This window comes from Planococcus sp. BI3 (assembly GCF_056680115.1).
This window is the reverse complement of the sequence record NZ_CM155266.1, coordinates 1,868,237-1,894,993: the sequence shown is the minus strand read 5'-3', so window position 1 is coordinate 1,894,993 and position 26,757 is coordinate 1,868,237. Positions and strand designations below refer to the sequence as shown.

The 26,757-nt window shown below is 46.7% G+C and carries 26 protein-coding genes; 13 read left to right on the top strand and 13 right to left on the bottom strand.

Translation table 11 applies throughout. From position 1 onward, the window contains the following. Positions 1-226 precede the first annotated feature (226 nt). Positions 227-478: a hypothetical protein gene (locus AC1MEO_RS09510; RefSeq protein ID WP_480335902.1), complete on the top strand. Its 252-nt coding sequence runs from the start codon at positions 227-229 to the stop codon at positions 476-478. Between the two features lie 78 nt (positions 479-556). Here the strand turns inward: AC1MEO_RS09510 and AC1MEO_RS09505 are convergent, their stop codons facing one another. From AC1MEO_RS09505 to AC1MEO_RS09475, 7 genes are all read right to left on the bottom strand, one after another. Next, a complete protein-coding gene (locus AC1MEO_RS09505) occupies positions 557-1,378 on the bottom strand; it encodes a CPBP family intramembrane glutamic endopeptidase (RefSeq protein ID WP_480335900.1) in 822 nt (273 codons plus the stop codon). A gap of 288 nt (positions 1,379-1,666) precedes the next feature. After that, complete coding sequence (locus AC1MEO_RS09500) at positions 1,667-2,116, bottom strand: CPBP family intramembrane glutamic endopeptidase (RefSeq protein ID WP_480335898.1); 450 nt, start codon at positions 2,114-2,116, stop codon at positions 1,667-1,669. Between the two features lie 3 nt (positions 2,117-2,119). Then, positions 2,120-2,488 (bottom strand): hypothetical protein, encoded by a 369-nt coding sequence (locus AC1MEO_RS09495; protein ID WP_480335896.1) that lies wholly within the window; start codon positions 2,486-2,488, stop codon positions 2,120-2,122. A gap of 56 nt (positions 2,489-2,544) precedes the next feature. Next, positions 2,545-3,378: an alpha/beta fold hydrolase gene (locus tag AC1MEO_RS09490; RefSeq protein ID WP_480336068.1), complete on the bottom strand. Its 834-nt coding sequence runs from the start codon at positions 3,376-3,378 to the stop codon at positions 2,545-2,547. Between the two features lie 21 nt (positions 3,379-3,399). Further along, positions 3,400-4,239 (bottom strand): DUF4097 family beta strand repeat-containing protein, encoded by an 840-nt coding sequence (locus tag AC1MEO_RS09485; protein ID WP_480335895.1) that lies wholly within the window; start codon positions 4,237-4,239, stop codon positions 3,400-3,402. A gap of 67 nt (positions 4,240-4,306) precedes the next feature. After that, complete coding sequence (locus AC1MEO_RS09480) at positions 4,307-5,842, bottom strand: Na/Pi cotransporter family protein (RefSeq protein ID WP_480335893.1); 1,536 nt, start codon at positions 5,840-5,842, stop codon at positions 4,307-4,309. A 341-nt stretch (positions 5,843-6,183) separates the two neighbouring features. Then, entirely contained in the window at positions 6,184-6,648 is a 465-nt protein-coding gene (locus AC1MEO_RS09475; protein ID WP_480335891.1) for an SRPBCC family protein, read from the bottom strand. Between the two features lie 643 nt (positions 6,649-7,291). Here AC1MEO_RS09475 and nadX point away from each other — a divergent pair. After that, entirely contained in the window at positions 7,292-8,071 is a 780-nt protein-coding gene (gene nadX, locus AC1MEO_RS09470) for an aspartate dehydrogenase (protein WP_480335890.1), read from the top strand. Between the two features lie 128 nt (positions 8,072-8,199). Here the strand turns inward: nadX and AC1MEO_RS09465 are convergent, their stop codons facing one another. Further along, positions 8,200-9,504, bottom strand: coding sequence for an acetamidase/formamidase family protein (locus AC1MEO_RS09465; protein ID WP_480335889.1), 1,305 nt, complete (start codon positions 9,502-9,504; stop codon positions 8,200-8,202). 598 nt (positions 9,505-10,102) lie between these two features. On the opposite strand from AC1MEO_RS09465, the gene AC1MEO_RS09460 reads away from it, so the two are divergent. Next, entirely contained in the window at positions 10,103-11,635 is a 1,533-nt protein-coding gene (locus AC1MEO_RS09460; protein WP_480335888.1) for a BCCT family transporter, read from the top strand. 290 nt (positions 11,636-11,925) lie between these two features. Here the strand turns inward: AC1MEO_RS09460 and AC1MEO_RS09455 are convergent, their stop codons facing one another. Both AC1MEO_RS09455 and AC1MEO_RS09450 read right to left on the bottom strand, forming a co-directional pair. Further along, positions 11,926-12,162, bottom strand: a complete 237-nt coding sequence (locus AC1MEO_RS09455; RefSeq protein ID WP_480335886.1) for a hypothetical protein — start codon at positions 12,160-12,162, stop codon at positions 11,926-11,928. A gap of 15 nt (positions 12,163-12,177) precedes the next feature. Next, entirely contained in the window at positions 12,178-12,687 is a 510-nt protein-coding gene (locus tag AC1MEO_RS09450) for a glycine/sarcosine/betaine reductase selenoprotein B family protein (RefSeq protein ID WP_480335884.1), read from the bottom strand. A 268-nt stretch (positions 12,688-12,955) separates the two neighbouring features. Here AC1MEO_RS09450 and AC1MEO_RS09445 point away from each other — a divergent pair, with 268 nt between their 5' ends. From AC1MEO_RS09445 to AC1MEO_RS09435, 3 genes are all read left to right on the top strand, one after another. Next, positions 12,956-13,309 (top strand): helix-turn-helix domain-containing protein, encoded by a 354-nt coding sequence (locus tag AC1MEO_RS09445; RefSeq protein ID WP_480335882.1) that lies wholly within the window; start codon positions 12,956-12,958, stop codon positions 13,307-13,309. Positions 13,310-13,387: 78 nt separating this feature from the next. Further along, positions 13,388-13,906 (top strand): YcxB family protein, encoded by a 519-nt coding sequence (locus AC1MEO_RS09440; protein WP_480335880.1) that lies wholly within the window; start codon positions 13,388-13,390, stop codon positions 13,904-13,906. A 345-nt stretch (positions 13,907-14,251) separates the two neighbouring features. Beyond that, a complete protein-coding gene (locus tag AC1MEO_RS09435) occupies positions 14,252-15,754 on the top strand; it encodes a phytoene desaturase family protein (protein WP_480335878.1) in 1,503 nt (500 codons plus the stop codon). A gap of 144 nt (positions 15,755-15,898) precedes the next feature. On the opposite strand, the gene AC1MEO_RS09430 is transcribed toward AC1MEO_RS09435, so the two are convergent. Continuing rightward, positions 15,899-16,981, bottom strand: coding sequence for an AI-2E family transporter (locus AC1MEO_RS09430; RefSeq protein ID WP_480335877.1), 1,083 nt, complete (start codon positions 16,979-16,981; stop codon positions 15,899-15,901). Positions 16,982-17,145: 164 nt separating this feature from the next. Beyond that, positions 17,146-17,661 (bottom strand): TetR/AcrR family transcriptional regulator, encoded by a 516-nt coding sequence (locus tag AC1MEO_RS09425; RefSeq protein WP_480335876.1) that lies wholly within the window; start codon positions 17,659-17,661, stop codon positions 17,146-17,148. A gap of 97 nt (positions 17,662-17,758) precedes the next feature. On the opposite strand from AC1MEO_RS09425, the gene AC1MEO_RS09420 reads away from it, so the two are divergent. The 7 genes from AC1MEO_RS09420 to AC1MEO_RS09390 all read left to right on the top strand — a co-directional run bounded on the left by AC1MEO_RS09420 (position 17,759) and on the right by AC1MEO_RS09390 (position 25,390). Further along, entirely contained in the window at positions 17,759-18,580 is an 822-nt protein-coding gene (locus tag AC1MEO_RS09420) for an SDR family oxidoreductase (RefSeq protein WP_480335874.1), read from the top strand. A 338-nt stretch (positions 18,581-18,918) separates the two neighbouring features. Then, positions 18,919-20,328: a D-xylose transporter XylE gene (gene xylE, locus AC1MEO_RS09415; protein WP_480335873.1), complete on the top strand. Its 1,410-nt coding sequence runs from the start codon at positions 18,919-18,921 to the stop codon at positions 20,326-20,328. A gap of 454 nt (positions 20,329-20,782) precedes the next feature. Further along, positions 20,783-21,739, top strand: a complete 957-nt coding sequence (locus AC1MEO_RS09410; RefSeq protein ID WP_480335871.1) for a sugar kinase — start codon at positions 20,783-20,785, stop codon at positions 21,737-21,739. Positions 21,740-21,754: 15 nt separating this feature from the next. Then, complete coding sequence (locus AC1MEO_RS09405) at positions 21,755-22,375, top strand: bifunctional 2-keto-4-hydroxyglutarate aldolase/2-keto-3-deoxy-6-phosphogluconate aldolase (RefSeq protein ID WP_480335870.1); 621 nt, start codon at positions 21,755-21,757, stop codon at positions 22,373-22,375. A gap of 13 nt (positions 22,376-22,388) precedes the next feature. Beyond that, positions 22,389-23,471, top strand: coding sequence for a mannonate dehydratase (gene uxuA / locus AC1MEO_RS09400; RefSeq protein WP_480335869.1), 1,083 nt, complete (start codon positions 22,389-22,391; stop codon positions 23,469-23,471). Between the two features lie 27 nt (positions 23,472-23,498). Next, the gene (locus AC1MEO_RS09395; protein WP_480335867.1) at positions 23,499-24,503 is read left to right on the top strand and encodes a LacI family DNA-binding transcriptional regulator; all 1,005 of its coding nucleotides are present in this window, start codon (positions 23,499-23,501) and stop codon (positions 24,501-24,503) included. A gap of 128 nt (positions 24,504-24,631) precedes the next feature. Beyond that, a complete protein-coding gene (locus tag AC1MEO_RS09390) occupies positions 24,632-25,390 on the top strand; it encodes an SDR family NAD(P)-dependent oxidoreductase (protein WP_480335865.1) in 759 nt (252 codons plus the stop codon). A 66-nt stretch (positions 25,391-25,456) separates the two neighbouring features. Here the strand turns inward: AC1MEO_RS09390 and AC1MEO_RS09385 are convergent, their stop codons facing one another. Continuing rightward, the gene (locus AC1MEO_RS09385) at positions 25,457-26,452 is read right to left on the bottom strand and encodes a LacI family DNA-binding transcriptional regulator (protein ID WP_480335863.1); all 996 of its coding nucleotides are present in this window, start codon (positions 26,450-26,452) and stop codon (positions 25,457-25,459) included. Between the last annotated feature and the right edge of the window lie 305 nt (positions 26,453-26,757).

Sequence of the window (26,757 nt, the reverse complement as noted above, 5' to 3'; positions counted from 1 at the left end):
TTGGGATTTATGAAACTTTTTATTGAAATCGCGCCGCTGTGAATGGAGGGAATTACGTTAGACAAAAGGAATGCTTGGATCATCCAGTAATGGAAAGATTGCCATGCGTGACAGACTATATCTTTTACACTTAACAGATGAAGCATCATTTGAGTACAGGAACCAAGGGGCATTTCAAGAGGCTTGTACGGTGTAACACAACTATACGTGAAGGAGTTGGTTGGCTGTGAAAAAGAAACTATTGCCGGGTCTTATCGGAGGTATTATAGGTTTCGTAGCCGGAGTTATTGGGGGTGGATACCTGGGCTTAGTCGTGGGCGGAACTTTTTTAGGCGGCTTCGAAATCCATAAATATACCGGACTTGAAGGATATGAGTTAGCGGCATATATTGGAGCTGTAATTGGTGCCCTTGCTATGGCGGCAGTAGGAGCTAAACTTGCATGGAGGATGGCTGAGAAGAAGGGCAAGGAACTTTAGTATCAAAGGAAATACCCATCCGGCGACGCTTTAGAGTTGAAGAAACCAGCCTATCATCGCTTGGGCATCCCTAGGAATTCATTTCCATAAGAGACGAACTTCTCTTACTTTGTTTTCCAACCCATGAGCAAGCCATGCGATAACGAAAAGCAGCAGCGCCAGGCTGGTAATCAGCACAATAAAATTTGGCATACTTTTCGTATACAGATCATTGATATTCGCCACCATCAGCCATTGCGGAAAAGACGGATTGACGAAGCTTTGGTAAACGGCGACTACGTTATTAGCGCTGTGCAGTAAAATCGGCATCAGTAAATTGTCGGTTTTCAAATACAGGAGCGAAGCCACCACGGCGAACAGGAAGGCGCCAAAAAAGTTGATATGAAAAATGCCGAAAATCAGACTCGACAAGCCGATTCCTTTCCAGAAGCCGAATCCCGCCACCAGCCAATTGAGGATCAGCCCGCGGAACACGAACTCTTCCGCAATCGGCGCGATGACCGCCAAAATAAAGGCAATCGCCACCAAGTACCATACCGCGTCTGGAATCGGCTGTGGCATAAGCGCCAACTCTACCGCAGTGGGGGCGATAGACATGAGTCCCCGCAACTGCAGCCAGTAGATGGTCATGGAAAATGATGTCACCAGCACGGTGAGTCCAAGGACTGGCAGCAGCCAGCGCACAGTGCCATGAAAGAAGAAGACTTGGCGCAGTTTTACGCCGCGTCTTTTGAAATGGTAGTGGACGAACGGCACCGGCAAGGCAATATAGAAAACCAACAGCATGGCAACATCGAGAAGGAGCACGTTTTGTGTGGCCTGCAGCAGGATGAAAATGGACACGATAGATGCGCCCAACATCCAGCCGAACACACTTGATGATTTCTTTTCCTCAGACATCCCCCAGCACCGCCTTTCCTTTTAGACTTAATGAGGCCCCTGTGTAAAACACAATTCAAGATATGCGGGAATGCTGCATGCGAAAACCAGCAAAATCAACGGTTTAAAGGATTTCTATTGTATTTATATGGTGAGCAGTAAATAGTCATAATTGAGCGGAGCACAGGGACCAAATGGGAACTGCTGGTTAACTGTGAAATGATGTAAATAATATACCCACAATACCAATCCTGCGACGCTGTGGAATTCAAGCAAACAGGCCAGCCTCTCTTGTCGATTCCTGGGGATTCATTTCCAAACGCTGTGGCTTTCTTCCAGCTTATTTTCCATCCCCCGAGCCATCCGCGCAATGACAAACAGCAGCAGCACCAAGCTGCTGATCAGCACAATGAAGTTCGGCAGGCTTTTCGTATACAAGTCATTGATACTCGTCACCATCAGCGATTGCGGAAAAGACGAGTTGACGAAACTTTGGTAAACGGCGATGGTGTTATTGGCAATATGCAGCAAAATTGGCACCAGCAAATTGCCGGTTTTCAAATACAACAGCGACGCCACCACGGCAAACAGGAAGGCACCGAAAAAGTTGATGTGGAAGATGCCGAAAATCGCACTCGCTAAGCCGAGGCCATTCCAAAAGCCGAATTTTGCCATCAGCCGATTCAGGATCAGCCCGCGGAACACGAACTCTTCTGCGATCGGCGCGATGACCGCTATAATGAATCCGGTCGCAACCAAGTATCATAAGGCATCGGGGAGCGGCTGCGGCGTGAACACGAACTCGACGGCAGCGGGGGAGATGGACATGAGCGCCCGCAACAGCAGCCAAATCATGCTGATGGAAAATGCCATCAGCAGTGCGGTGAGCCCGAAGACCGGCAGCAGCCAGCGTGCGGTGCCGCGAAAGAAGAAGACTTGGCGCAGTTTTACGCCGCGTTTTTTGAAATGGTAACTGAGAACCCACGCCGGCAAGACGATGTAAAACATCAGCTGCAGCGCAATATCGATGACAAGCACGTTTTCCGTGGCCTGCAACAGGATGAAAACCGACACGATGGACGCGCCAAACATCGAGCCAAATACAAACCGTGACCTCATTTCCTCGAACATGCTCAGCGCCGCCTTTCGTTATAGACTGATCACAGAACTGAGAGGGGCTGTTTTATTCACTCATATTTAGATTTCGCTGCCTCGGGACCCATCCATACCTCGTCGATAAAAAGAGTGATTTCTTCAGCAAGGTTTTTGGGGTCTTCCCAGTACAGCATATGGCCAAGTTGCGGAAAAATGGTGAGGCGGGCATCAGAAATGGCGTTCGCGAGTTCTTCCTGCTCCTTGCGTGATGTGATGGTGTCCTGTCCGCCGCAGATTATGAGGGTGACGGCTTTCACTTGCTGCAGCTGATCTGGAAATTTTTCTTTCAGCAAGGCTTCGCTGGTTTTTTTCCAGACGCGTGCCGGCACTTTTTGGGATTCACGGTTCACCATGTCCAGGAAATCAGAAGAAACCGGCTTAGCGAAAAGGCCTTCAGTGAAACTCTTGATAAAATCCAGGCTGATGGGATCGGTTAACTGGGACAACGTGGATTCCTGCACTTTGACGATATCGGGTTTGTCGCCGAGCGCGGAAGGCGCACCGACCAGAATGAGCCCGAGAACCCGCTTTGGATGATGGATTGCGAATTTCCTTGCAGTAAAACCGCCGCTCGATGCCCCTAAGATAAAGGCTTTTTGAATAGCTGCTGCATTCATGAACTGCAGTAAATCCGTTTCGAAATCCCGTGTCCTGTATGAGGTTTCAGGCAGATCGTTGCCATCATGCCCGCGCTGGGTAAAAGCGAGGGCACGGATTCGGCCAGGGAAATGGCGAAGCAGCAGCTCGAATGTCCGGCAGGAATCCCCGATGCCGTGCAGCAAAATGAGCGGGATGCCGAGCGGGTCACCAGCTTCTATATACGAAAACTCCCTGTTATCCGAAAATCGTATTCCTTTGAGTTTCATTTCCAATAGGGTCCTCTCCTTTCACTCCACAACAATGCGGCCATTATTTGAAACAAGATTGATCAGCACGCTGCCGCTTCCGAAACTGACTTCTCCGGAATCTTGTCCGTACACATCAATGCTTCCGTTATCAACGCGCGCCTCGATGCGGGCATTGGTTGGTTCGTTTTCGGTATGGATTTCAATACGCCCATTATTTGTTTCAAAGTCGATCGGAAAATCCAGCGTATCGGCAGTCAAATCGATGCGGCCATTATTGGCCTTCGCCTGTAATTCGCCTGACACGTCCGTGAACATGATCCGGCCGTTCGACGCGCGGACGGTCATGTCAGCTTCCATGTTTGTCAGCTTAATGCGGCCATTGGCTGTTTCGACATCGACCTTGTCGCTTTCGACCGCTTCCACTTCGATGCGGCCATTATTCGCTTTAAGCGACAGTTCAGCGGCTTGGATATCTTTTGCATCAATGGCGCCGTTAATGCTGTCTGCGACAAGCGACGCAAGCCCGTTTGCGGGAACATAGACTTGCAGGGTGGAAGAGCGGTTAATGCCGAACACGAAAAATCCGGATCGGTCTTCGACTTCAATGGCCAAGCGGCCGCCTGACACATCTGTTTCCAACGTGAAATCATCGCTATTGCCTGTCAGCACGATGCGGGAAGAGCCGTCATCACTCGGCAGAAAATCCACGCGGGAATTTTCCACGGTGATTTCCATGCTTTCAATTTCCTCATTGAAAGTCTTTTCTTCCAAAACCTCCTGCTGTGCCGGATCTGAGCTGTAGAGGGCATATAAGACAGCAACCACACCGATTAGGAATAGTGCCGTTACGATGATCAAAATCCTCACAAATATTTTCATAGCTGGATTCTCCTTTCGTCGCTAAACATTCCACTCCAGTATAAGGTCGTATATTCCATCGGAAGTTTCAATCACCCAGCCGCGCCACTGCACGCCAGAAATGGTAGAGTACGCCGTCATACCACAGCAATGCCTCTACTTTTTTCAGCACCAGATCCAGCTCGTCGCTGGATTTTGCGGCACGTACAAAATATTCGTCGCGGCGGATTTTACGGTGGTTGGCCATGGCTGCTGATGCATCGCTGAGTTCTGCCAGCAATACCGGCATCGCCTCATCATCGGAAATGCGTTGTTCGGCATTTTTCATCAATGGCATCCAACGTTCGGCAAGCCCTGGATGGAGCCGGTTTGCGCCTTTGGCAGCCGGTTCACTGAGCACCTGCAGCAGCCGGTCGATATGGTCGAGTGCATGCAGAATTTGTACATGGCGGTTGAAAACGTCAGGCGACATCGTCTCGATTTTTGCAAGAAACGTCCGCACCTGCATCGCTGCATTATGCAATAAAGCAATCTCTTCCGGGGTGGCATCGCCGCCAGCAAGCACCTTGTGGGCCAGTCCGAAAAGTTTTGCCAGGATCAGCTGGATGGTGCGGTGCACCGCTTCGACGGCGACTTCCGGGATACCTGCCACTGACGCATCCAAATGATGCAGCAGGGGGTCGCCTTTTTCAGGCAGCAGCCATTCCAGCAACCGAACGAACCATGGCATCACCGCTGCAAATGCCAGCACGCCAAGCACATTGAACAATGTGTGGAAAATTGCGATGCCGACAGCTGCGTCAAATGTGCCGAAGAGGGCCGTGCTTAGGCTGCGCGTCGCCCACAACAAAAGGGGAGCGAGCAGCACAGCGAGAAACGCCGTACCCAGATTGAACAGCACGTGTGTCAGCCCGGCCCGTTTTGCCGCTGTGCCTGCGCCGATTGCGGCCAGTGCCGCGGTTAATGTGGTACCGATGTTCTGGCCGATAACCAGATAGGCGGCTTGTTCAAAACCGATGATGCCAGAGAACAGCGCCGCCAATGTCGTTGCCACAGCGACGGAAGATGATTGCATAATGACAGTCATGATGGCACCGACAGCAATCAGCAAAAAGATGTTCGTCAGTCCTTCGAGTGATGCCACTGCCTGCAGATCCGCCATGCCTGTCTGCAGCACCCCGACGCCAAGGAACAACATGCCGAACCCGACAAAGGCCTTGGCGTATGCGGTCTTGTGCTTTGGGAGGACCATCTGTGCCAGCACCCCAATTCCGACGATCGGCAGCGCCCACGCCATTAGGTCCACCTTGAAACCGATGAGCGACACCAGCCAGCCGGTACTCGTGCTGCCGATATTGGCTCCCATGATGACGCCAATCGATTGCCGGAAAGGCAGCAAGCCTGCGCTGACAAAGCCAATCGTCAGCAGCGTCACTGCCGTCGACGACTGGATGATCGCCGTGATCAAAGCGCCGGAAAATATGGCGCGGCCGGTTCTGCCGGCAATGCGGTTCATCCAGTCTTTGATAAACTCACCTGCCAGCTCTTTCAATGCTCCGGTCATCATCTGCATGCCAAGCAGAAACAAGCCGATGCCCCCGATGAGCGCCGCAGCCATCTCCATGGTCTTCGCCTCCCACCGTTCTCTTTTCTTAAGTGTAAAGCAAATCATTGATAAAATAACGTTTTTTGACTGAATATTCTTTCTTTTATGTATAAATTGCGTCCTATTGCATGGGATAGATAAGCAGAAACCGCCACATGACTCCGAGTTTCATCCAAAAAATATTCCGGCATGTTCTAAACCAGACTTTCTTTTAGAGGTGAACGGATAGGAGATGAGCCACATATCTCAGGCGCATAAAAAACAGCCGCTCTCTACGATGGAATCCATCAGAGCGGCTGTTATAAATTGATGATTGTAAGGGTTCATCAGTTGGTTTTTAAAAAGGAACTCTCATCCATTCACTTCATGCTGTAGGTGTCAGAAGTTTCACAAACAGCCTTCAAGTTGTTCAAGGTCTGCTCCATGGAGTTATCCATCAGTTTTTTGATGATGAGCGTATTCGCTACTTTCCCAATCAATTTTCCTGGCAGTTCATAATTCATGTCGAGAGAGATTTCTACGCCTTCTCCTTCAGGAACGTATGTCCAGAATTGTTGGGAAGTGATCGCCCCTTTGACGGTGCCTTTCCATGAATAGCTGTCTCCATTTTTGGACGTATCGAGCACTTCGACTTTAATTGGAAAATGCATCCCCAGCATGGTGTATTTCAGGTCTACAACAGTCCCGGTTTCTCCTTTGCCGACTAAATTTTCGGGCTCTGAAAGGCCCACATACCATTGAAACCAGTTAGTCGGATCGATTGCGAAATGATAAACCTCGTCAATCGGCCGATCAATATAAATACTCTTTTTGATATTCCACATACCATGTTCCTCCTCAGTGGGTGAACGAATAGCTTTTGATCCGGGTACGGGATTGTGATTTTCGGATCCGGTTCTTAGCTCAAGCTTCAGTGGCACCGGGAAAACCTTTGCTCTTTGGGACAGGCAGTGAGACAGGTCTGTTTTCTCTCCAACTGATGGCAATAAGCTTTACAACCATCAACCTTACCCTTTTATACAAGATCGCATCTCCACAAATAGCAGACTTTCTTGCTTTGGCTCTGTCTGTTTTTTTATGTTTTTGCATTCATTAGCCTGTGGAACATTAGATTTTTTGGTAGGCTAAGATTCTCTGTTCTTTAATATGCACTACTATTATATAGGAAGTCTAATCAAATATCAAGTTATTTTCTTAAAATTCAGTTTTTTTGAAGAGCCTTTAACAGAAGATAAAGTTATCCGTGTAAAATGGTGATTTCCTTACTAAAGATTTCTTTTGGGGCAATTCCAGTCCCTATCCGGTCGCAGGGAACGTCTTGGGTAGCTGGGAAATTGTGAAATAGAGTAAGATGGGACTAGCAAGCTGTATCCGGAAGTAACAATTCCAAAAGTATATGAATTACTATCTTTTCTCACGAAAGTAAAATTCAAAGAAGGTTTATTCAACTATAGAAGGAGGCTAACCATGAATATTGGAATCATAGGCACGGGAAATATTGCTGCGTATTTATTGGAACAGGTGAACATCAATCATATGGCCGGCGGAAGAATTACCGCCGTATTCGGGCGCAACCGGGAAGTGGGCCCCCGTTTAGGTGAGCAGTTTGACGCCGATTTTTATACGGATATCCAGGAATTCCTGAAGACGCCGCTCGATATCGTCGTGGAGGCAGCTACTGTGGAAGCGGCTGCCGTTTATCTGCAGGATGTCGTCGCCCATAAGAAAGACCTTGTTGTCGGCAGCATCGGTGTGTTCAAAGATGCGGATTTCTTGAATAAAGTCAAAAATCAGGCGGAATCTGCAGGCACGCAGATTTTCCTGCCGTCCGGTGCCATCGGTGGATTGGACGTCTTGAAGTCAGCGAAAGCGGCTGGCGGCTTGGAACGGGTGCAGCTGACAACCAGAAAATCACCGGCGTCACTCGGGATCGAAGCACACGAAGAAATGGTAATCTTTGAAGGTTCCGCATCCGAGGCAGTCGGACAATTCCCGAAGAACGTCAACGTGGCGATGACGTTGGCGCTTGCGGGAATCGGTATGGAGAAAACAACCGTGCGCATCATCGTCGATCCAGCGGTTGAACGGAATACCCATACCATCGTAGCGGAAGGGAGTTTCGGAAAGCTGCAGCTGCAGGTCGAAAACAATCCGATGCCGAGCAACCCGAAGACGAGCCTGCTCGCCGCAATGAGTATTCTGGCCGTGCTGCAGAACAAAGATGGGGCTTTGAGGATCGGGAACTGAGTTTTCAATGAAACAGGATTGATAATTGGTTTGGCGGCTTTCTCCATTTAGGCAAAGACTTAAAGCAGAACTAGAGCAGCCACATACAAAAATAACCGCCATTCCTTTGTTGGGAATGGCGGTTATTTCTATTCTCCGTATTGATTTTTTACCAGTTCGAATAAATCAGCTTTTCTCAGATACTGTTCAGGGGCCAGGAAAGTCACGGTCACGACGCCGGGGTGGCGGCCAATTTCAATAGCTCCGGTGATGGTGGAGCGGTTCATGATTTCCGGAACCGTCACACCGAAAAGATCTGCGGCGCGCTGGAGTCCATTTTCCGTGGCGTCATTCAAGTTCGGTCCGGAGCCGATAAAGGATACCGGATAGGATTTCTCGATTTTGGTGACGTTCCAGGTGTCTGCGATTTGTTGTGCAGATTGTTTTTCTTCCGCAGTGAAAGGCTTGGCTGTATAAGGAAGATCTTCAACATTCGGCAGCAAGATCGGCCCTTTGATCGTCAAGCCTTTGAGAACATGGACCTGCAGATGGGCAATGCCCGAAACATCAGCCGTGTGCCCGGCGATTTCACCATCGCCTTGCATGGCGTGCATATCGCCGAGGTAAATGCCGCCACCGGCAACTTTCACCGGACAAATCAATACAGCACCGGCGCGCACCCGGTTGACATCCAAGTGGCCGTCTGTCCGGTGGGTCTCCAATTCTTCCTGTGTGCTCTTGTAATCATGGGCAGCACCGACCAGGAAGGAACCAAAGTCACCTGCATTATGGGAATCTGGCGTCGGACGGGATGGAGTTGTCCCCAACTGGCCAAGAAACGGCCGCATGCGGGCCATCGTGCCGACCAGGTCGTGCGGCGCAAAGGTCACCACCGGATTCTGTACTGAAGCTTCCGGGGTTTTCATAAAAGCACGCCCATCACGAGCAATCGTCTCGGCAGCTTCCTGCGGCAAGGTCAGGCCGACATCGCCTTTTTCACCGAAGAAGATGGTATAGCCGTTGGTGAAGACAAAAGGTGTCGCGTCTGCTCCGCAATTCGCACAGCGTATCGCTTCCATGCCGATGCCTTTAATGACGGTTTCGGGATTCTTGGTGCCGCATTCCGGACATTTGGCGGCTACGTAACCGTCGCCATCTGCACGGTCTTCAATCATTTTATCGTTGCCGGAAGCGGTGGCCTGGGAAGTCACGGTAACGGATTGGATCCGGATGGCGATGGCATCTCCCGGTTCCGCTCCTTCTACGTAAACCGGCTTTGTCACTTCATGTCCGCCTTTGATGCTTGGGGTGATCATAGGTCCCCAGCAACCAGGAGCCGTATTGGCGATAATCGTTCCGCCGTCTTTCACGGGCCCCAGCATTTCTTTCCCGGGATCCAAGATGCCATCTACAAAATGATTAACGAATAATGTCTCAACTGCTGTTTTATTCACAAATATCCTCCTCATTTCCTGAAATTTTCTGACTACTTGAATTATAGTCTGTTGAAAACAGCTTTAATAGTTTTTAGCTCCGGATGGATAAATCGGTCTGAGGGACGTTCTGTGACCGCATCTTCTTAAGATATTCGGAAATAATGATTTATTTAATGATTTATTTAGTCTGCCGAGTAAGGCGCGGGAACCTAAGGAAACAAAGGGTTTTCTTAGGTTTTTTTATTCAGAACCACCGGGTGCATTCAGCTGAATTTGTCTAATTCTGCTGAAATTTTGAGGAAAATCGTGTATAATTGATTGTTGACTCAGAAAAATAAAGTGACACGGAAGTGGAAGCGGACGGTTTTGGCTGACAAAATACCGCTCGTTCCCAGAATGAAAAAGCTTAGGAATAGGCCAGTTTGACAAGGTTTTAAAAACAACTAGTTAAGTGGAAGACGGTCCAGGTCAGTTAGCAGATTTGAACAGTTTAATGGGTTAAATGCGATTGCTTCATAAAAAAATAAGAGTTATATTGGTTTTTGCATGTTTACATATGTTGTCCAATGGAAGTAAACCCGCCGCTAATAATTTTAGACGGGAGCTATACATTAAGATGAAAAAAGTTTCAGGAGTATTTTTTAGTTCAGTGTCTATCATGTTGGTACTTGTTTTGTTCGGTATCACCATGCCCGATACGCTGGAAAAAGTAACCGGCAATATGCAGGCGTTTATCACCACGCATTTTGGCTGGTATTATTTATTGGTTGTCACGTTTTTTGTAGCAGTTTGTGCGTATTTCTTATTCAGCCCAGTTGGCCGGATCAGACTTGGAAAACAGGATGAAAAGCCTGAGTTTTCACGCCCGACTTGGGTTGCGATGATTTTCAGTGCCGGTGTCGGCATTGGATTGATTTTTTACGGAACGGCTGAACCACTTAGCCATTTTGCGATTAGTTCACCAACAGGCATCACGGGAACCGACGAGGCAGCAAAAGACGCCATGCGGTACACGTTTTTCCATTGGGGCATCCACGCATGGGCCATTTATGGGATTGTCGGACTGACCGTTGCTTACTTTACATTCAGAAAAGGCGAGCTCGGGTTAATCAGCAAGACATTGCGTCCGCTGCTGGGCGATCGGGTTGACGGCCTTCTCGGAAAAGCGATCGATGTCATTGCGGTTGTTTCAACAGTCATTGGAGTGGCCACCACACTTGGGTTCGGTACCGCGCAAATCAACGGCGGCTTGACTTACCTGTTTGGCATTCCAGCGAGTTTCTTGATGCAGCTCGTCATCGTTCTTGTGCTGACGGTTTTGTTTTTGGTTTCAGCATCAACCGGCCTAAGCAAAGGGATCAAGATTTTAAGCAACGCCAATATGGGGTTGACGGCTGTCCTGTTCATTTGTGTGCTGATCTTCGGACCGACTTTGTTGATAATGAACTTGTTCACTGACACTCTCGGTGCTTATGTCCAGACATTCGTCAATATGAGTTTCCGTTTGGCTCCATTTAATGAACAAGGCCGCGAATGGATCAATGGCTGGACCATCTTTTACTGGTCTTGGTGGATTGCCTGGTCGCCGTTTGTCGGTATTTTCATTGCCCGAGTTTCAAGAGGCAGAACCATCCGGGAATTTGTCGTTTACGTCTTGTTGATTCCTTCGCTTATCGGGTTTATTTGGTTCTCGACACTTGGGACTGCGGCGATTTCAGGAGAAAATACAGGTGCTGTGGCACTTTCCGCATTACCGCTGGAAGCCTCGCTCTTCGGATTGCTGGAGCAGTATCCATTCAGTTTAGCCTTGTCGATTTTGACCATTCTGATCATCATCACTTTCTTCGTCACATCTGCCGATTCAGGCACGTATGTTCTTGGGATGATGACATCGAATGGGTCACTTTTCCCAAGCGTACGGATAAAAATGATCTGGGGCTTTTTCCTATCCACTACAGCGCTGGTCCTTCTTTATTCAGGCGGACTGCAGGCGCTGCAGAATACCATGATTATCGTGGCATTTCCATTTTCCCTGGTGATTGTTTTGATGACTTTCAGTTTAATTAAAGCGGTCAACCTGGAAGCGAAAGAAATGGGCATTGGCGTGCTTAAAAAGACAGAAGCCAAAAAAGCAGTAAGAGCTCGATAAGACAGGATCGACGTTGAATTATCCACTCTCCTAACAGACATACTTTCGAGATAAACGTTTTTTCTTTTCTGCTCCTTCATTTTTCGCCAGTGTATTTAAAAGGCGGCACCAACAACTCGATGAGTTGTCGGTGCCGCCTTTTTTTGATACACACAGTTTGGATATTCTTCGTGTATGCAATTACTAATGATTTGTCCATTTACTAGCTGACAGTGTGTCTATTAAAGAAACCTGCAGAATCATCGAACGGGTAAAGGCTTGTCAATTAAAGCCTTACATCGCTATAGCTATTACTTGCCCTCATAGGTGGCCCTCATTCCAGAAGAGCGGGCTAACAGCTGAAGCAATTGGTCCACCACTCTTTTTCTCGTATCGAAGTCGAAGGGTTCACCGCATGACCGTCCCATTTTAAAGGGGACATGGAGTGTGCGCGGAGCACCGACTTTTTCCGTGATTTCCGGAAACAAGGTGACCATGGCTGTTGGAATGTTTGAAGCTTCTAAAGCCCGGGCATACAGCCCCAGCACATTATGGCAGGATCCTCAGCCAGGCACCAATAGCGCAGCATCGATTCCTTCGTTGTGGAACAGCTTAACCACTTCAGGGATAAAGTCCTTCTCGGCTATAGTCGTGTCCAAAATCCCGCCGTTCAATCCGATGTGGATCCCCGAAACCTGCCCGATTACGCCTTCCGCGGCTGCGTCTTTCAACTGTTGGAGCGGAAAGACGATGGACGGATCGGTTTTGGCGAACTTCGTATCGAAATAGAGATGCGTCACCGTCAACTCCTGTTCCGTGACGTCTGCCGGTATGATCCGGAACGAAGGATCGCCAGCCGGGTTGTCGACATCAAATGGCTTGTCCGACTCTAAGTGGACACCCGCGGTCGAAACCAGTGCCACTTTGCACTGTTCCAACGGTTTTGGCAAAAAGGCTTCGGGCAAGTTTTTGTTTTCCTTCATATGGCTCATGGTGAATTTTTGGTAAGCCTTCGTGAAGTTACTGGAAAACGTCCGCGACAGCTTCGATTTGAGTTTTGTCTTCATTTTCATGATCTGCTATTCCTCCAGTCCAAGTAGGATAGTGGATAGTATTCGCTGGCGATGTGAAAATTCCTGTATGGATTTCTTTTATTCTAGCTGAAATTTAATAGAATCAGCTGCCATGCCCAGCAGGGACAAAAAGTTTATGGAGAAATGAAAAAACCATAAAAAAGTTGCCGATAGCCAACTGGTGATATGTTACTATTGGTTTATAGTTTTTAGGTCTTATTGTTCAGTGTAAGCAGATTGAGAAAAAATAACCGGAAGGAGCGTCTTTATGCCAAAATTAGCCGAAAACCTGAAATTGCTTAGAGAAAAGAACAAGTTAACCCAGCAAGTGGTGGCGCAGCATTTGAACATAACAAAACCGGCCTACAGTAAGTTGGAGACCACGGGTGCTGAACCAACGCTCAAATTATTGATGAAAATAGCCGACTTATATAATGTCTCTATGGATGAGTTGGTTGGCAGACAATTTACGCCTAATGGCAAAGTGATTGATCAGCTTCTCATGAAGAAAGAAATGACGAAAGAAATCAATATGATGGTTAAGCAAATGGCTAATGAATTTATTCAAAGCAAAGAAGCGGATATCGTTAAGCGATTGAAACTCAAATTCGATTTGAATTAACTATAAAAAATAGAAGAACAAATGATTATACGGAAGATAACAGGAAATAGAGTGGCAGAAAAGGAGTGACTCTGACAGGTGGAGTTCAATTACAATTTAACTGAAAAGGCATATCTGGAATTTAATGAATACTACGCAAAAAACTCGAAGACAGTGAAGAAATCGTTAACAATTCAACGAATAACAGTTCCGATAGTTTATCTGTTGCTGGCATTTTTTTTATCATTTATATTGGATATTCCGCTTCCATTTTTATTAATTCCGTTGCTTATCCTTGGGATTTTGTGGGCCATATTTTATCCCGCTTATTTCTATCGCCTGATCCGGCGTAATGCCCAGAAGATGGTTCGTGAAGGCAAGGGTGAAGGAATATTGGGAGATCATACAATGATTTTTACCGAAGAAGGTCTTAGGGAGATCAGTTCTACGGGTGAAAAATCCCAATCATGGTCTGGTATTGAAAAAATAGGCGAAGACCCGTCTAATTTTTATTTGTTCAACAGCGGAATGTCTGCGTATATTGTTTCAAAACAACATATGGCTGACGTGGAAGGCGTGAGAAATTTCCTGCTTAGCAAGACCGGGAAATCAGTTTAATCCTACTGCCGGCAATAGCCTGTTTTAAAAAGCCGTAATCCTGTGCAGAGTACTGAAGGCAGTTTCTATGGATATAGCTGCATAAATGGAATAAGATTTTAATCCGAACAGCCGGTCACGTCTTCGTGTGCCCGGCTGTTTTGTTTTGTTTAATCAAGCCCTTCAATGTGGACATTCAGACAATTCTGCTTCTATAATAATATGTGTATAAAAATTATACAAAAACTATATAAAAAAAGTTTTTAAAACTTTCAGCTGGGGAATTCTAAAAACATGACTAGGTTTTGAAATGTTTAACAGATCTGATTAAATGCACATATTTTAGAGAAGAAGGGCGGTACATATATGAGGAATGCGACTAAATCCGTAATCGTGATCGGTGGAGGACTCGGCGGCTTGTCTGCGGCGATTTCCCTTGCGCAAAAGGGGTACGCGGTTTCTTTATACGAGAAAAATGACCATATCGGCGGAAAAGTGAATCGCCTGGAGCAGGACGGTTTTGGTTTTGACTTGGGCCCGTCTATTTTGACGATGCCTCACATTTTCGATAAATTGTTCCAAGGAAGCGGCAAGCGGATGGCGGATTATGTGCCCATCAAGCGGCTGGAGCGGGAATGGCGTTCCTTCTTTCCGGACGGCACAGTGCTGGATTTATACCATGACCTGGATCTGATGGAGCGGGCAAATCCTGCGCTTTCCCGCAAGGACATGTCAGAGTACTACGCGTTATTGAAATACGCGCGGCGGATCTACAAGACGACGGAGCACAGCTATTTAAAAGAAGGCTTTGAATCGCCGAAAGAGGCCGTTGCACAAAACGGAATCTTTGCAACCTTGGTTGGGTTCGACTTGACCTCGACCATGTACAGCGCGATTTCCAAACGCATCAGCAATCCGCATTTGCGTGACATGCTGTCCTATTATGTGAAATACGTCGGTTCTTCTCCTTACAGTGCACCTGCAGTCCTCAATATGATGATTTATATGCAGCATGCGCAAGGCTGCTGGTATGTAGAAGGCGGGACGCATAAACTGGCGGAAGGCCTGGAGCGGCTGGCAAGAGAAGAAGGCGTTCAAATCCATACCGGCATGGGTGTGGTCCGGGCGCATACGAATGAAAACAAACAGATTGCGGGCATTGAACTCGAAGACGGTTCATTCAAGACCGCCGATTATTACGTGTCCAACATGGAAGTCATTCCATTCTATAAAAAAATGGTGGATGCCGATGAGAAGTATGTCACGAAATTGGTGAAGAAGTATGAGCCATCAAGTTCGGGCCTCGTGCTGCATCTTGGGGTCAAGAAAACCTATCCATTCCTGAATCACCACAACTTCTTCTTTTCGGAGAATTTACATGAACAGATGGACAAAGTGTTTGAGAAGCATGAGTTGCCGGACGATCCGACCATCTACCTGGTCAATGTCAATAAAACGGATCCAACCCAGGCACCGGCAGGACACGAAAACATCAAAATTTTGCCGCATATTCCGTATATCCAGGACAAGCCGTTTACGCCAGAAGAGTACCGGCAGTTTGAAGAACGGGTGCTCGACAAGCTGGAACGCATGGGCTTGGAAGGGTTGCGGGAAAATATCGTGACCCGTGATGTCTGGACGCCGCATGACATTGAACGCACTTACGGATCCGACCGCGGAGCGATTTACGGCACCGTTTCCGATAAGAAAAGAAACGGCGGCTTTAAACACAAGAAACAAAGCGAACTTTACGACAACCTTTACTTTGTCGGGGGTACCGTCAATCCCGGCGGCGGCATGCCGATGGTGACGCTCAGCGGCCAGCAAGTGAGTGATAAGATTGTGAAACGCGATCAAGCGAAGAAGTAATAGCTAAAAAAATCATTAGTAAAAAGCGCCAGCTCTGAAATCATCCGATTTCAGAGCTGGCGCTTTTGTGGTTAAGGTGAAAAATAAGCATACATGGATCAACGGAGTCCGTATCGAACTACTGTGTAAAAACGACCTGTTTTTTCAACGGAGTGCAGGGTATTTCAAGCGGACGAGGCGGTACAGATTCTGTACGATGGCTTTGCCGACGGCGTAAATAGGGATGACAAGAATCATGCCGATAATGCCAGCAAAGCTTCCCCCAATATATAGAAGGAAAATGATGGTTACCGGGTGCACCTCGAGTTTATGGCCCATGACATTCGGCGATATGAGGTTGCTTTCCAATTGCTGGATGATCAAGATGGCAACGGCCGTCCAGAATGCCAGAAGCGGATCTTGGAAAAAAGCCACAACCAGCACCGGTATAGCCCCGATGAATGGCCCTAGAAATGGAATCAGGTTGGTGAACATGGAAACGAGTGCCAGGATGACGGCGTATTCCAAACCGAGCAGCATATAGGCGATCAGGCTGAGCACACCGACAAACAGGCTGACAATCGCCTGGCCCTGAATATAGGCACTCAAGTTTTCATCCATATCCTGCAGGATTTTCCGTCCTTCCTCACGGGAATCCTGAGGAAGGATTTTCAGGACGCGGTCTGGCAGGCGTTCCCCGTCTTTCAGCAGAAAAAACAAGACGAACGGCACGATGACCAGTTTGGCTATTGTGCCCATAAAACTGGCCAGAAAACTGATGATTCCAGCACCAAGCCCAGTAAAGGCAGCAGAGAAATTATCCGCCAGCGTGGATGGCTGGAGTGCCGGCATGACGTTTTGTTCTTCAATATATTGCCACCAGTCACTTTGCAGAGCCCAATTGATCCAACTTTGCACACGCCCGACAATAAAGGGGAAATTATTGACTAATGTCGTTATCTGACTCACCAATAACGGACCAAGCCAGCTGCCGAGGAGGAAGATGGCGATGGTGAAAAGAAAGAAAATCGACAGGATTGCCGTTACCCGCCCCATCCGTTTTTCCAGCAAACCGACGAGCGGCCGGAATATATAATAGAGGATTCCCCCAACGATGACAGTGGGGGCGATTGTTGAGAAAATGACACGGAACGGATAAAGAAGAAATGGCATACGGGCAGCCAGATACAGAATGATCAGAATGAGAACGACACTGTACAGGAATAAAAACCATTTGGTATTCGGCATGCGCAGCCCTCCAGTTTCCAGCTGCTGGATTTCGCAAGAGCAGCCTTTAGTCCCTTATTGCCCGTAAGCTGCCGCATTAAACACGGATTGGCTTTTGTGTAATTTGCACTTAACCAAAAAGAGTTCCTGTGCTGTCTATTCGAATTCTGTCATTGCGTGTCGGCTCATTTACTCCTGTCGACCTCTGGCAAAAGAATACGAGCCCAGTTGGTAGCTCCAATTTTCATCAACTTTTCTGCTGCTTCTCCCGGACTGGAGTTGAAGCCTTCCCTGACCCAGGAACTTAAATACCCGATGGTGCCGTAGCTGGCGAAAATCGCATAATCCTGATCTTGAAACGCCTGGAACAGGCAGATGGTCAGTCGATTGGATAAATGATAGGTGGCATTGGCATCTGAAAATTCGCGGCTGTAGAACGACCTGTACATGAATACATGTCGGCAAATACACGCTGTGACAGGAGCCGGCCACATTTGATCCGTATAAAACGACAGGAATTGATCATTTAACGTTTTTCTTACGTCTTCCATCAATTCGTACTTGTCCATAAAATGAAGGTAAAAAGTTGAACGGGAAACTTTTGCCTGCAGCACAATATCCTTCACAGTCAACTCCTCGAAACTCTTGCCGTAAAGCAGGTTCAGAAACGCTTCTATCATTGTTTCTTTAGCTGTTGCCATATGTGGCTCCTGACTGGACATTTCAATGGAAAATGTCTCGTGATTTTTTTGTGAATACGCTTACACTTAGTATAATAAATGATTGGGGGAATAGCTCATGACAAATGATGTTTACGTAATCACAGGTGGATCGGGTGGAATGGGAAAAGCGGCAGCTGAACTGGTCGGCAAAAAAGGAATAGTGCTGCTGGCGGATATTTCAGAAGAGCGCTTGATGCAGACAAAAGAAGAACTTGCCGGCAAAGGCATTACGGATGTTCATTTTCAAACAGTGGACATCACGTCAAAAGAAGATGTTGCAAGCCTTGCACAAAAGACTGCAGAATTGGGTACGTTAAAAGGTTTGGTGCACACAGCTGGATTGTCACCGACAATGGCTGATTCCAAACGCATCACAGCAGTCAATCTGGTCGGTACGGGATTAATCTTAGAAGCATTTCTCCCACTCGCAACGGCCGGTACATCTGCGGTTATGGTTTCTTCGATGAGTGCTTATATGGTGCCGCGTGAAGGTCCCTTCATCGATGTTTTAAAACAGCCGCTGGCAGAAAATACGGTGGAGACGATGGAACAATTCACACGCGGTGATTCAGGGGCCGCCTACAGCATGTCAAAGCTGGGCGTCATCTTGAATGTTGAAGATCAGGCATGGGCATGGGGCGAAAAGGGTGCCCGGCTGAATTCACTTTCGCCAGGAACGATTAATACCCCAATGGGCCGCCAGGAAGCTTCCCAGCAACAGCAGATGAAAGTCCTGCTCGATTACACACCGCTTCGCCGTGAAGGGGAGCCATCGGAAATTGCTTCCGCGCTGGAGTTCCTCTTGAGCGATGCCGCTTCGTATATCACGGGAATCGATCTTCGTGTTGATGGCGGAACAATCGCTAACTTTCCACGTATGAGAGCGGCTATGTCGTAAGGTGACCGCCTTTAATTAGTTGCAGAGTGTTTTTTTAGTCATTATGGTGAAAAAATTTAAGGAGTCCCCAAAGGCGGAGCTATCGCTTTTGGGGACTCTTTTGTCAAAGCGAAAGACTCACTTCTTTTGATTGCCAAGGCAAAAACCACCTGTATGGAAAGGGAGTTTGTTTTCATTAATAAATAAAAATTTAAAATGTTTATTTCAAAATAATAAAAAAAGAGCGAAAACTTAGTCTAGTCATTGCACAAAGTATGAAAGTATTGATACAATACTGGTAACGCTTACAAACTGAGAGGAGGAGAGAGCAGTAAAGTGATTCTGCTTTCGCCAGAGAAATGAAGAATTCTAAGCTTTTGTACATCGTTGGGATTACCTTAGTAGCAACATTGGGAGGTCTTTTGTTCGGTTATGACACGGCCGTCATCTCTGGTGCAGAAAGCTCGCTGCAGACCTATTTTACAGATAGCCTGGGACTCAGTTCCTTTATCCACGGGTTGACGGTTTCCAGCGCGCTGATCGGCTGTATCATTGGTGGAGTTTTATCAGGATATATTTCTGCAAGCATTGGACGCAAATACGCATTGATTATAGCGGCATTTTTATTCCTTGTATCTGCGCTTGGCTCTGCTTATCCGGAATTCTTATTTTTTACACCAGGTGAGCCGTCTATTGCCTTGCTGGCAATGTTCAACTTTTACCGGATCATCGGTGGAATCGGGGTAGGATTGGCTTCAGCCGTCGCTCCGATGTACATCGGAGAAATCGCTCCTCCAAAATTGAGAGGGCGCCTCGTTTCCTTGAATCAATTCGCCATCATTTTCGGCATGCTGGTTGTTTACTTTGTGAACTGGGGAATCGCAAAAGGCCAGACATTGGAATGGATCAATGACCTGGGCTGGAGATACATGTTCGCATCTGAAACGATTCCGGCTCTCCTGTTTCTCCTGCTGCTGTTTTTCGTTCCGGAAACGCCGAGATATCTCGTGTCTCAGCACAAAGACGACAAAGCAATGGGTGTGTTGCTGAAAACCTACGATACGACCATGGCAAAAGCCACTTTATATGAAATAAAAAATTCCTTTGACGACAAGAAGGAAAGACTCTTTGCTTACGGGCGGGGGATTATCGTAATTGGAATTCTGCTGTCTGTATTCCAGCAATTTGTCGGCATCAACGTAGCGCTGTATTATGCGCCGCGAATCTTTGAAAGCATGGGCGCCGGGCGCGATACTTCGCTATTCCAAACCATCGTCATGGGCTTAGTCAATGTCATCTTCACCGTTATCGCGATTTTGACCGTAGACAAAGTCGGCCGCAAGCCGCTGTTGATCATCGGTTCAATCGGAATGACCGTGGGGATGTTCGGAGTGGCGGGCTTAGCGTACTTTGAACAGATCGGCACCGCCACTTTGGTCTTTATCATCATTTACACAGCTTCGTTCATGATGTCTTGGGGGCCGGTCGTCTGGGTGTTGCTGTCTGAAATCTTCCCGAACAAAATCAGAGGGCAGGCATTGGCGCTTGCCGTTGCATTCCAATGGGCTGCCAACTATTTCGTTTCATCGACGTATCCATCAATGATGGAAGTAAGCGGCGCGATGACTTACGGAATCTATGGCCTCATGAGTATCCTTTCCGCCCTGTTTGTCTGGAAGTTCATTCCTGAAACAAAAGGCAAATCGTTGGAAGAACTTGAAATGCTTTTGAAAAAATCACAAAACGCAAAAGCAGCAATAGAAAAATAAAAAGGCAACGAGCCGCTCTGGCCAGGAATGATCTGGATGGAGTGGCTCGTTTTTTTATCACAGTAGAAACAATGCAGTTGAAATAAGAACGGTTTAAGTTGAACTACAGAAATCAGCTCTTATCCAATGCTCCAGCCGATTTGGGCAGAGCAAAAACGAGTGCTCCTGCGCAAGCCCTGGGCAGTTGTCTCGACAACTGCATGACCCACATCCTATAGGCCCGAAAGCGGAGTTGATTTTTGGAATATCAGGAGGCAAAAATCATTAGAGCAAGTAATATTTTGGATTCTTAGCCCGCTTCAAACACTTTGCTGTAGAAGGGCGTTTAGAAAACCTGGTTATCTCTCTTGTTCAGAATAATATGTCAGCAGAGTTGATTTTGAAAAAGCTGTAGACTATACTCTTACTAAACCGGTTTATCAAATAGAAGGACGATTTAGGGGAGATCATAAGTATGGCAGAGAACTATAAGATTTTTACATTGGGAGATGCATTGATTACGTTCAATCCATCGGAAACGGGGCCGCTTCGCTACGTTCCGGCCTTTACGCGGAAAGTGGGAGGGGCCGAACTGAACTTTGCGATTGGCAGTGCACGTCTTGGCATGGACACAAAATGGGTAAGCAGGCTGGGCGGAGACGAATTCGGCCGTGTTATTTACAATTTTGCCCGAGGTGAAGGCATCGACATGTCAGATGTCAGCTTTGTAGAAAATTACCCCACATCGCTCAATTTCAAAGAAATTCGGGAAGATGGTTCAGGGAAAACGTTCTACTACCGCTACCAATCACCAATTCTGACAATGACAGCGGAAGATATTACGAAAGAGATGTTCGAAGGGATTGATCTTATCCATTTGACGGGTGTCTTCCTGGCAATTGATCCGAAAAATTTGTCCATCGTTAAACAAGTGCTGAAAATAGCTGTTGAGCAAGGCATCCGTGTTTCATTTGATCCGAACATCCGCTTGAAATTGTGGACATTGGATCAGGCAAAAGCAGCGTACAAGGAAATTCTGCCTTCAGTGGATATCCTGTTGACGGGGTTGGATGAGATAGAAATGCTTAATGGCACAGCATCAGACCAAGATTTAGAAGACTTTGCTGCGCATTATGGCATCAGCCAGCTTGTCATCAAAGACGGTGGAAATGGTTCGAGAGTATTGCAAGACGGACAATGGCATTCGAAAGCTGCCTTCAAAGTGACAGTAGTGGATACCGTAGGTGCTGGGGATGGCTTTGATGCAGGGTATATTTATGCTGTTCTTCATGGCTATACACTTGAAGACGCACTGGAATTTGCCAACGGTGTCGGAGCATTGGTGACGACTGTGTCCGGGGACAATGAAGGACTGCCGTATCTCCAAGAGGTTCTGGCATTGGTCCGAAAAGAAAAGCAGATCGAACGTTAAAGGGGGAAGCAAGTTATGTTGAAGCATGAAATTTTATCAACCATCACAGAAACAAAAGTCGTCGCGGTCATTCGCGGAAGCAGTGCAGAAGAAGCCATTGAATTATCAAAAGCTGCGGTTGAAGGGGGGATTCGTGTGATCGAATTGACGTATACAACTCCTAATGTGCAAAAAGCATTTGAAGCTTTGCAGGGTGAAGACGTGTTGCTTGGAGCCGGTTCTGTATTGGATGCCGAAACTGCACGCCATGCTATTTTGGCAGGAGCCAAATTTATCGTCAGCCCCCATTTTGAGGAAACCATTGCGCCCATCTGCAACCGATACGGCATCCCATATTTGCCAGGCTGCATGACGATCCGGGAGATGGTCAAAGCCTTGGAGGCGGGATGTGACGTTATCAAATTATTCCCGGCGAATAATTTCACGCCTTCATTCATTAAATCAGTCAATGGGCCGCTTCCGCACGTGCGGATTATGCCGACAGGCGGCATCAATCTGGACAATATCCAGGAATGGGTGGCAAATGGAGCTGTTGCAGCAGGAATTGGCAGCGACTTGAACAAAGCCCATGCAGCAGGCGGATATAATGCGGCAGTGGAATTGAGCCGGAAATACGTGCAGAAAATCAAACAATAAAGGAGCATCATTCATGAATATGACATTTCGCTGGTATGGCCAAGGCAACGACACGGTCACACTCGGACACATCAAACAAATTCCAGGTGTTAAAGGAATTGTCTGGGCACTTCACGATAAACCTGCTGGAGAAGTTTGGTCAAAAGAAGAAATCGCACAAGAAGTGGCCTATATCAAATCGCACGGCTTTCACGCGGATGTCGTGGAAAGCGTCAACGTCCATGAATCCATCAAGTTGGGCAACGCTGATAGCGCCGGCTATATAGAGAATTATAAGGAGTCCATACGGAATTTAGCGGAAGCAGGTGTTAAAGTCATCTGCTATAATTTCATGCCGATTTTTGACTGGACAAGGACAGAAATGTTTCATCCATTGGAAGATGGATCAACGGCATTATTTTTTGAAAATGCCAAAGTGCAAAATGCCGACCCGAAAGAATTGATTCGCACCGTCAGTGAAGCATCGGATTTAACTTTACCAGGTTGGGAACCGGAAAAAATGGAACGCATCACGGAATTGTTTGAAGCTTACAAAGAAATCGATGAAGCAAAGTTATGGGCAAACTTGGAAATTTTCTTGAAAGAGATTTTGCCAGTAGCCGAAAAAGCCGGCATTAAAATGGCTATCCATCCGGATGATCCGCCATTCTCAATTTTTGGCTTGCCGCGCATCATCACAGGCGAACACAGTTATGAAAAACTTATTGAAATTTCGGATTCGCCATCAAATGCGTTTACGATGTGCACAGGTTCAATGGGCGCCAGCAAATCGAACGACATGGTGGCAGTTGCCAAGAAATATGCCAGCCGTTCGCCTTTTGCGCATATCCGCAACGTGAAAATCTACGATAACGGCGATTTCACCGAAACCTCTCATTACACGCAAGACGGTTCAATTGATATTAAAGGCGTCGTCAAGGAATTGCATGACCAAAACTTCTCAGGATACGTGCGTCCAGATCACGGGCGCCATATTTGGGGCGAAGTGTGCCGTCCAGGCTATGGTTTATATGACCGGGCACTGGGAATCATGTATTTGCTTGGGCTATGGGATGCGTACGAAACACAAAAAAACGCCAGTGCCCAAGACCTCTAATTTATTTACTCGGGAGTTTGATCAACGATGAAAAATGTAACGATGGCGGAAGTTGCTAAACATGCGAACATTTCCAAAAGCACGGTTTCACAGTATTTGAATAAGCGCTATGAATACATGAGTGAAAACACGAAAAAGAGAATTGAAGAAGCGATTGAAGAGCTGAACTATCACCCGAATACCGTGGCCAGAAGTTTGAAGCAAAAGACGACATATACAATCGGAATCATTGTTGCCAACATTCTTCATTCTTTTTCTACACATATCATCCGGACGTTGGAATCCGAATTCAACAAGCAAGGTTTTCACACGATTATTTGTAATGCAGACGATGATCCGGAGAAAGAACGGAATTACATCGAAATGCTGCTGGCAAAACAAATCGACGGCCTCATTGTTTTTCCGACGGGCGAAAATCTCGACCTGTATGAACAAATGAAGAAAAGAAACTTTCCAATTGTATTTATGGACCGGAAACTGGATGGCTATGATATCGCTACGGTGATGCTCGACAATCATCGGGCCGCTGAATTGGCTGTAGATAAGTTTGTGTCGCTGGGTTACACAAGAATCTCCATCGTTACGACGTCGGTGATCAGAAATATAAGTCCACGGGTAGAGCGCATTGAGGGATATAAGCAGGCGCTTGAAAAGCATGGACTTCCAGTTCGGGAAGAATACATCAAAACAGCGGATGCAGCACTTCTCCACGAAACACTGCACGCACTGTTCCAGTTGGAGTCCCCGCCTGAAGCCATTCTAGCGGGAAATGATATTGTGCTGGTCGAAGTTTTGAAGTATATCAAGGAACAGGCAATGTCCATTCCGCGTGACATTGCGTTGATCAGCATTGATGAAGTGACTTTTGCAAGTTTCTACACACCGCCGATTACCATAGTGGAGCAGCCGAAAATCGAGATGGCCAACCGGGCTGCCGAATTGCTGCTAAAGCAAATTAAAGGCGAAAAGGAGCTCGGAAAGCCGATAATCGAGCGGATGGTACCGGAGTTGATCGACCGCAGTTCTTGTTGAAGTTAAAGCAAATGAAGAAGGTAAGCCCAAAAACGTTGCTGTTAACAAAGTGGCGATTTTTTGGATTTGTACCGCTTTGATGCACCTTATTTTTCTGGAACTACATTACTTTTACAGGGGGAAAAGATATGTTTAATTTGGAAGGCAAAGTTGTCTGGATTACTGGAAGCAGTACAGGCATCGGCAGTGCGATGGCTGTTAAATTTGCAGAGAGCGGCGCATCAGTTGTTGTTCATGGAAATGCCAATAAAGCAGAAGCTGAAAAAACCTGGAAAGCAGTTCAAAGCAAGGGAGGAGACAGCCTTCTTGTGCTGGGCGATGTAACGGATAGAAGCCAAATAAACAAAATGGTGGAAGAAATCAACGATAAATTCGGGCGAATCGATATTTTAATCAACAATGCAGGAACGATGGTCAAGCGTGCGAAAGTGGAAGATATTGAACTCGAGACGCTGGAAAAAATTCTCGCTGTCAACTTCACATCTGTAGTGCAAGTCACACAGGCCGTCCTGCCATTGATGAAACAGCAAGAGAGCGGAGCCATCATCAATATGTCGTCTATTGCTGCCCGAAACGGCGGTGGGGGAGGTGCAGTAACATATGCTGCGGCTAAAGGTGCAGTTAGCACGCTGACAAGAGGGCTTGCTAAGGAGTTGGCGGAAAATGGCATCCGCGTCAATGGTATTGCTCCCGGAGTGATTGAGACGCCTTTTCATGAACGTTATTCAACACCTGAATTAGTAGGCAAAATGGTGGCAGCAGCACCTCTAGGCCGTGCGGGCACCGCTGAGGAAATTGCAGGCGCAGCCTTGTATTTGGCATCCGAATTGTCGAGTTATGTTACGGGAGAAATTATAGAAGTAAATGGCGGTATGTTAATGGATTAACGAGATAAGTTCAAAAAAGCTGCTGCGTTTCCCGGTATCGGAAAATCGCAGCAGCTTTTTTGATCCCTATTCCTGAATAGTCTTACTCCCGGCATGAGTGCAGGAACTTCTTTCTGTAATTACAGGAGTCAAGGTCTGGACAGCCGGAACAGATTGAGGATCTTTAATATACCGTGTCAAAGTCTGCACCATGCTTTGTGCAATTTCTTCCACGGGTACCCCAACGCTGGTCAGGGGTACTTCCATATTTGCCATTTGTGGAATATTATCGTAGCTGAGTACGGAAATATCGTTTGGAATGCTGTAATTTTCTTGCATTAAGGCGCGAATGAGGCCTGCGCTTATATCGTAACTGGCACTGACAATAGCGGTTGGACGATAAGATGAATGAATCAATCGGATGGTTGCCATGTAGCCGTCATACCAGCCTAAACCTTCAGTATCGAATAAGCTTTCGTTTTCGTAAATATCGAATTTTTCCATAGCTTTTTGAAAGCCGATTAATTTTTCGATTTGTCTCTCATCATCAGTTGTAAGGTTCCCGACAAAGGCGATTTTTCGATGCCCAAGTCCATACAAATAGCTGACAGCATCGTTCATGGCTTCTTGATAATTCACGTCGATTACTGGGAAGGGCTTGTCTTTGCTGACCCCATATGTGAGACAAGGCAAGGGAAAGGTTTCAGGCATGTCCTGCAAATATTCATTGAAGATAATTACGCCATCAACTTGAAAGCGCTTAAACATTTCGAGTGAGGTTTGAAGAGGGTTTACTGAAAGGATCATTGAATACGAACTTTTGGAAATTTCCTCGTTGATTTTTGTAACCAACACGGAAGGGGCTACGCGTTCCAATGTTGGCCAGATGAGGCCGATGACTTTGGACTCTTTGGAAACCAGTCGCTGAGCCGCGTAATTCGGTTCGTATCCCATTTCTTTCGCCAGTTTAATGATTTTGTCTTTTGTGTCGGGTTTAACAAGCGAACTGTCATTAAGCGCTTTTGAGACGGTAGAATAACTGACTCCAGCGATAAGAGCAAGATCTTTGATTGTTATTGTCATAGGAATCCTCCGTTAGTGTATAAAGCAAATTTTTATATTTAAGTATCACCATTTAATTCAGTTAGAGAAACAAGCAATGTAAAAAAATCCTTCCTGATCGGCAAGCATACCATTACTTGAATCTTATTAAAAAAAAGAAATTTCAAAAAACATACTTGATTATTTTATTATATTACTTTAAGATAAAAATTGTAATAACAACGTTGTTATTTTGTTCGTATCCTTAGTTTAATTTAAATTTTTATATTTTTCAACAAAATGAAAGCGTTTGCCTGAAACAGTGAAAAAGGTCAATTAGGGAAAGG

Excerpts from the sequence above, each read along its gene's own strand:
- AC1MEO_RS09505 (WP_480335900.1), bottom strand. The coding sequence starts at position 1,378 with ATGTCTGAGGAAAAGAAATCATCAAGTGTGTTCGGCTGGATGTTGGGC.
- AC1MEO_RS09495 (WP_480335896.1), bottom strand. The coding sequence starts at position 2,488 with ATGTTCGAGGAAATGAGGTCACGGTTTGTATTTGGCTCGATGTTTGGC.
- AC1MEO_RS09490 (WP_480336068.1), bottom strand. The coding sequence starts at position 3,378 with ATGAAACTCAAAGGAATACGATTTTCGGATAACAGGGAGTTTTCGTAT.
- AC1MEO_RS09485 (WP_480335895.1), bottom strand. The coding sequence starts at position 4,239 with ATGAAAATATTTGTGAGGATTTTGATCATCGTAACGGCACTATTCCTA.
- AC1MEO_RS09480 (WP_480335893.1), bottom strand. The coding sequence starts at position 5,842 with ATGGAGATGGCTGCGGCGCTCATCGGGGGCATCGGCTTGTTTCTGCTT.
- AC1MEO_RS09475 (WP_480335891.1), bottom strand. The coding sequence starts at position 6,648 with ATGTGGAATATCAAAAAGAGTATTTATATTGATCGGCCGATTGACGAG.
- nadX (WP_480335890.1), top strand. The coding sequence starts at position 7,292 with ATGAATATTGGAATCATAGGCACGGGAAATATTGCTGCGTATTTATTG.
- AC1MEO_RS09460 (WP_480335888.1), top strand. The coding sequence starts at position 10,103 with ATGAAAAAAGTTTCAGGAGTATTTTTTAGTTCAGTGTCTATCATGTTG.
- AC1MEO_RS09450 (WP_480335884.1), bottom strand. The coding sequence starts at position 12,687 with ATGAAAATGAAGACAAAACTCAAATCGAAGCTGTCGCGGACGTTTTCC.
- AC1MEO_RS09445 (WP_480335882.1), top strand. The coding sequence starts at position 12,956 with ATGCCAAAATTAGCCGAAAACCTGAAATTGCTTAGAGAAAAGAACAAG.
- AC1MEO_RS09435 (WP_480335878.1), top strand. The coding sequence starts at position 14,252 with ATGAGGAATGCGACTAAATCCGTAATCGTGATCGGTGGAGGACTCGGC.
- AC1MEO_RS09430 (WP_480335877.1), bottom strand. The coding sequence starts at position 16,981 with ATGCCGAATACCAAATGGTTTTTATTCCTGTACAGTGTCGTTCTCATT.
- AC1MEO_RS09425 (WP_480335876.1), bottom strand. The coding sequence starts at position 17,661 with ATGGCAACAGCTAAAGAAACAATGATAGAAGCGTTTCTGAACCTGCTT.
- AC1MEO_RS09420 (WP_480335874.1), top strand. The coding sequence starts at position 17,759 with ATGACAAATGATGTTTACGTAATCACAGGTGGATCGGGTGGAATGGGA.
- xylE (WP_480335873.1), top strand. The coding sequence starts at position 18,919 with ATGAAGAATTCTAAGCTTTTGTACATCGTTGGGATTACCTTAGTAGCA.
- AC1MEO_RS09410 (WP_480335871.1), top strand. The coding sequence starts at position 20,783 with ATGGCAGAGAACTATAAGATTTTTACATTGGGAGATGCATTGATTACG.
- AC1MEO_RS09405 (WP_480335870.1), top strand. The coding sequence starts at position 21,755 with ATGTTGAAGCATGAAATTTTATCAACCATCACAGAAACAAAAGTCGTC.
- uxuA (WP_480335869.1), top strand. The coding sequence starts at position 22,389 with ATGAATATGACATTTCGCTGGTATGGCCAAGGCAACGACACGGTCACA.
- AC1MEO_RS09395 (WP_480335867.1), top strand. The coding sequence starts at position 23,499 with ATGAAAAATGTAACGATGGCGGAAGTTGCTAAACATGCGAACATTTCC.
- AC1MEO_RS09390 (WP_480335865.1), top strand. The coding sequence starts at position 24,632 with ATGTTTAATTTGGAAGGCAAAGTTGTCTGGATTACTGGAAGCAGTACA.
- AC1MEO_RS09385 (WP_480335863.1), bottom strand. The coding sequence starts at position 26,452 with ATGACAATAACAATCAAAGATCTTGCTCTTATCGCTGGAGTCAGTTAT.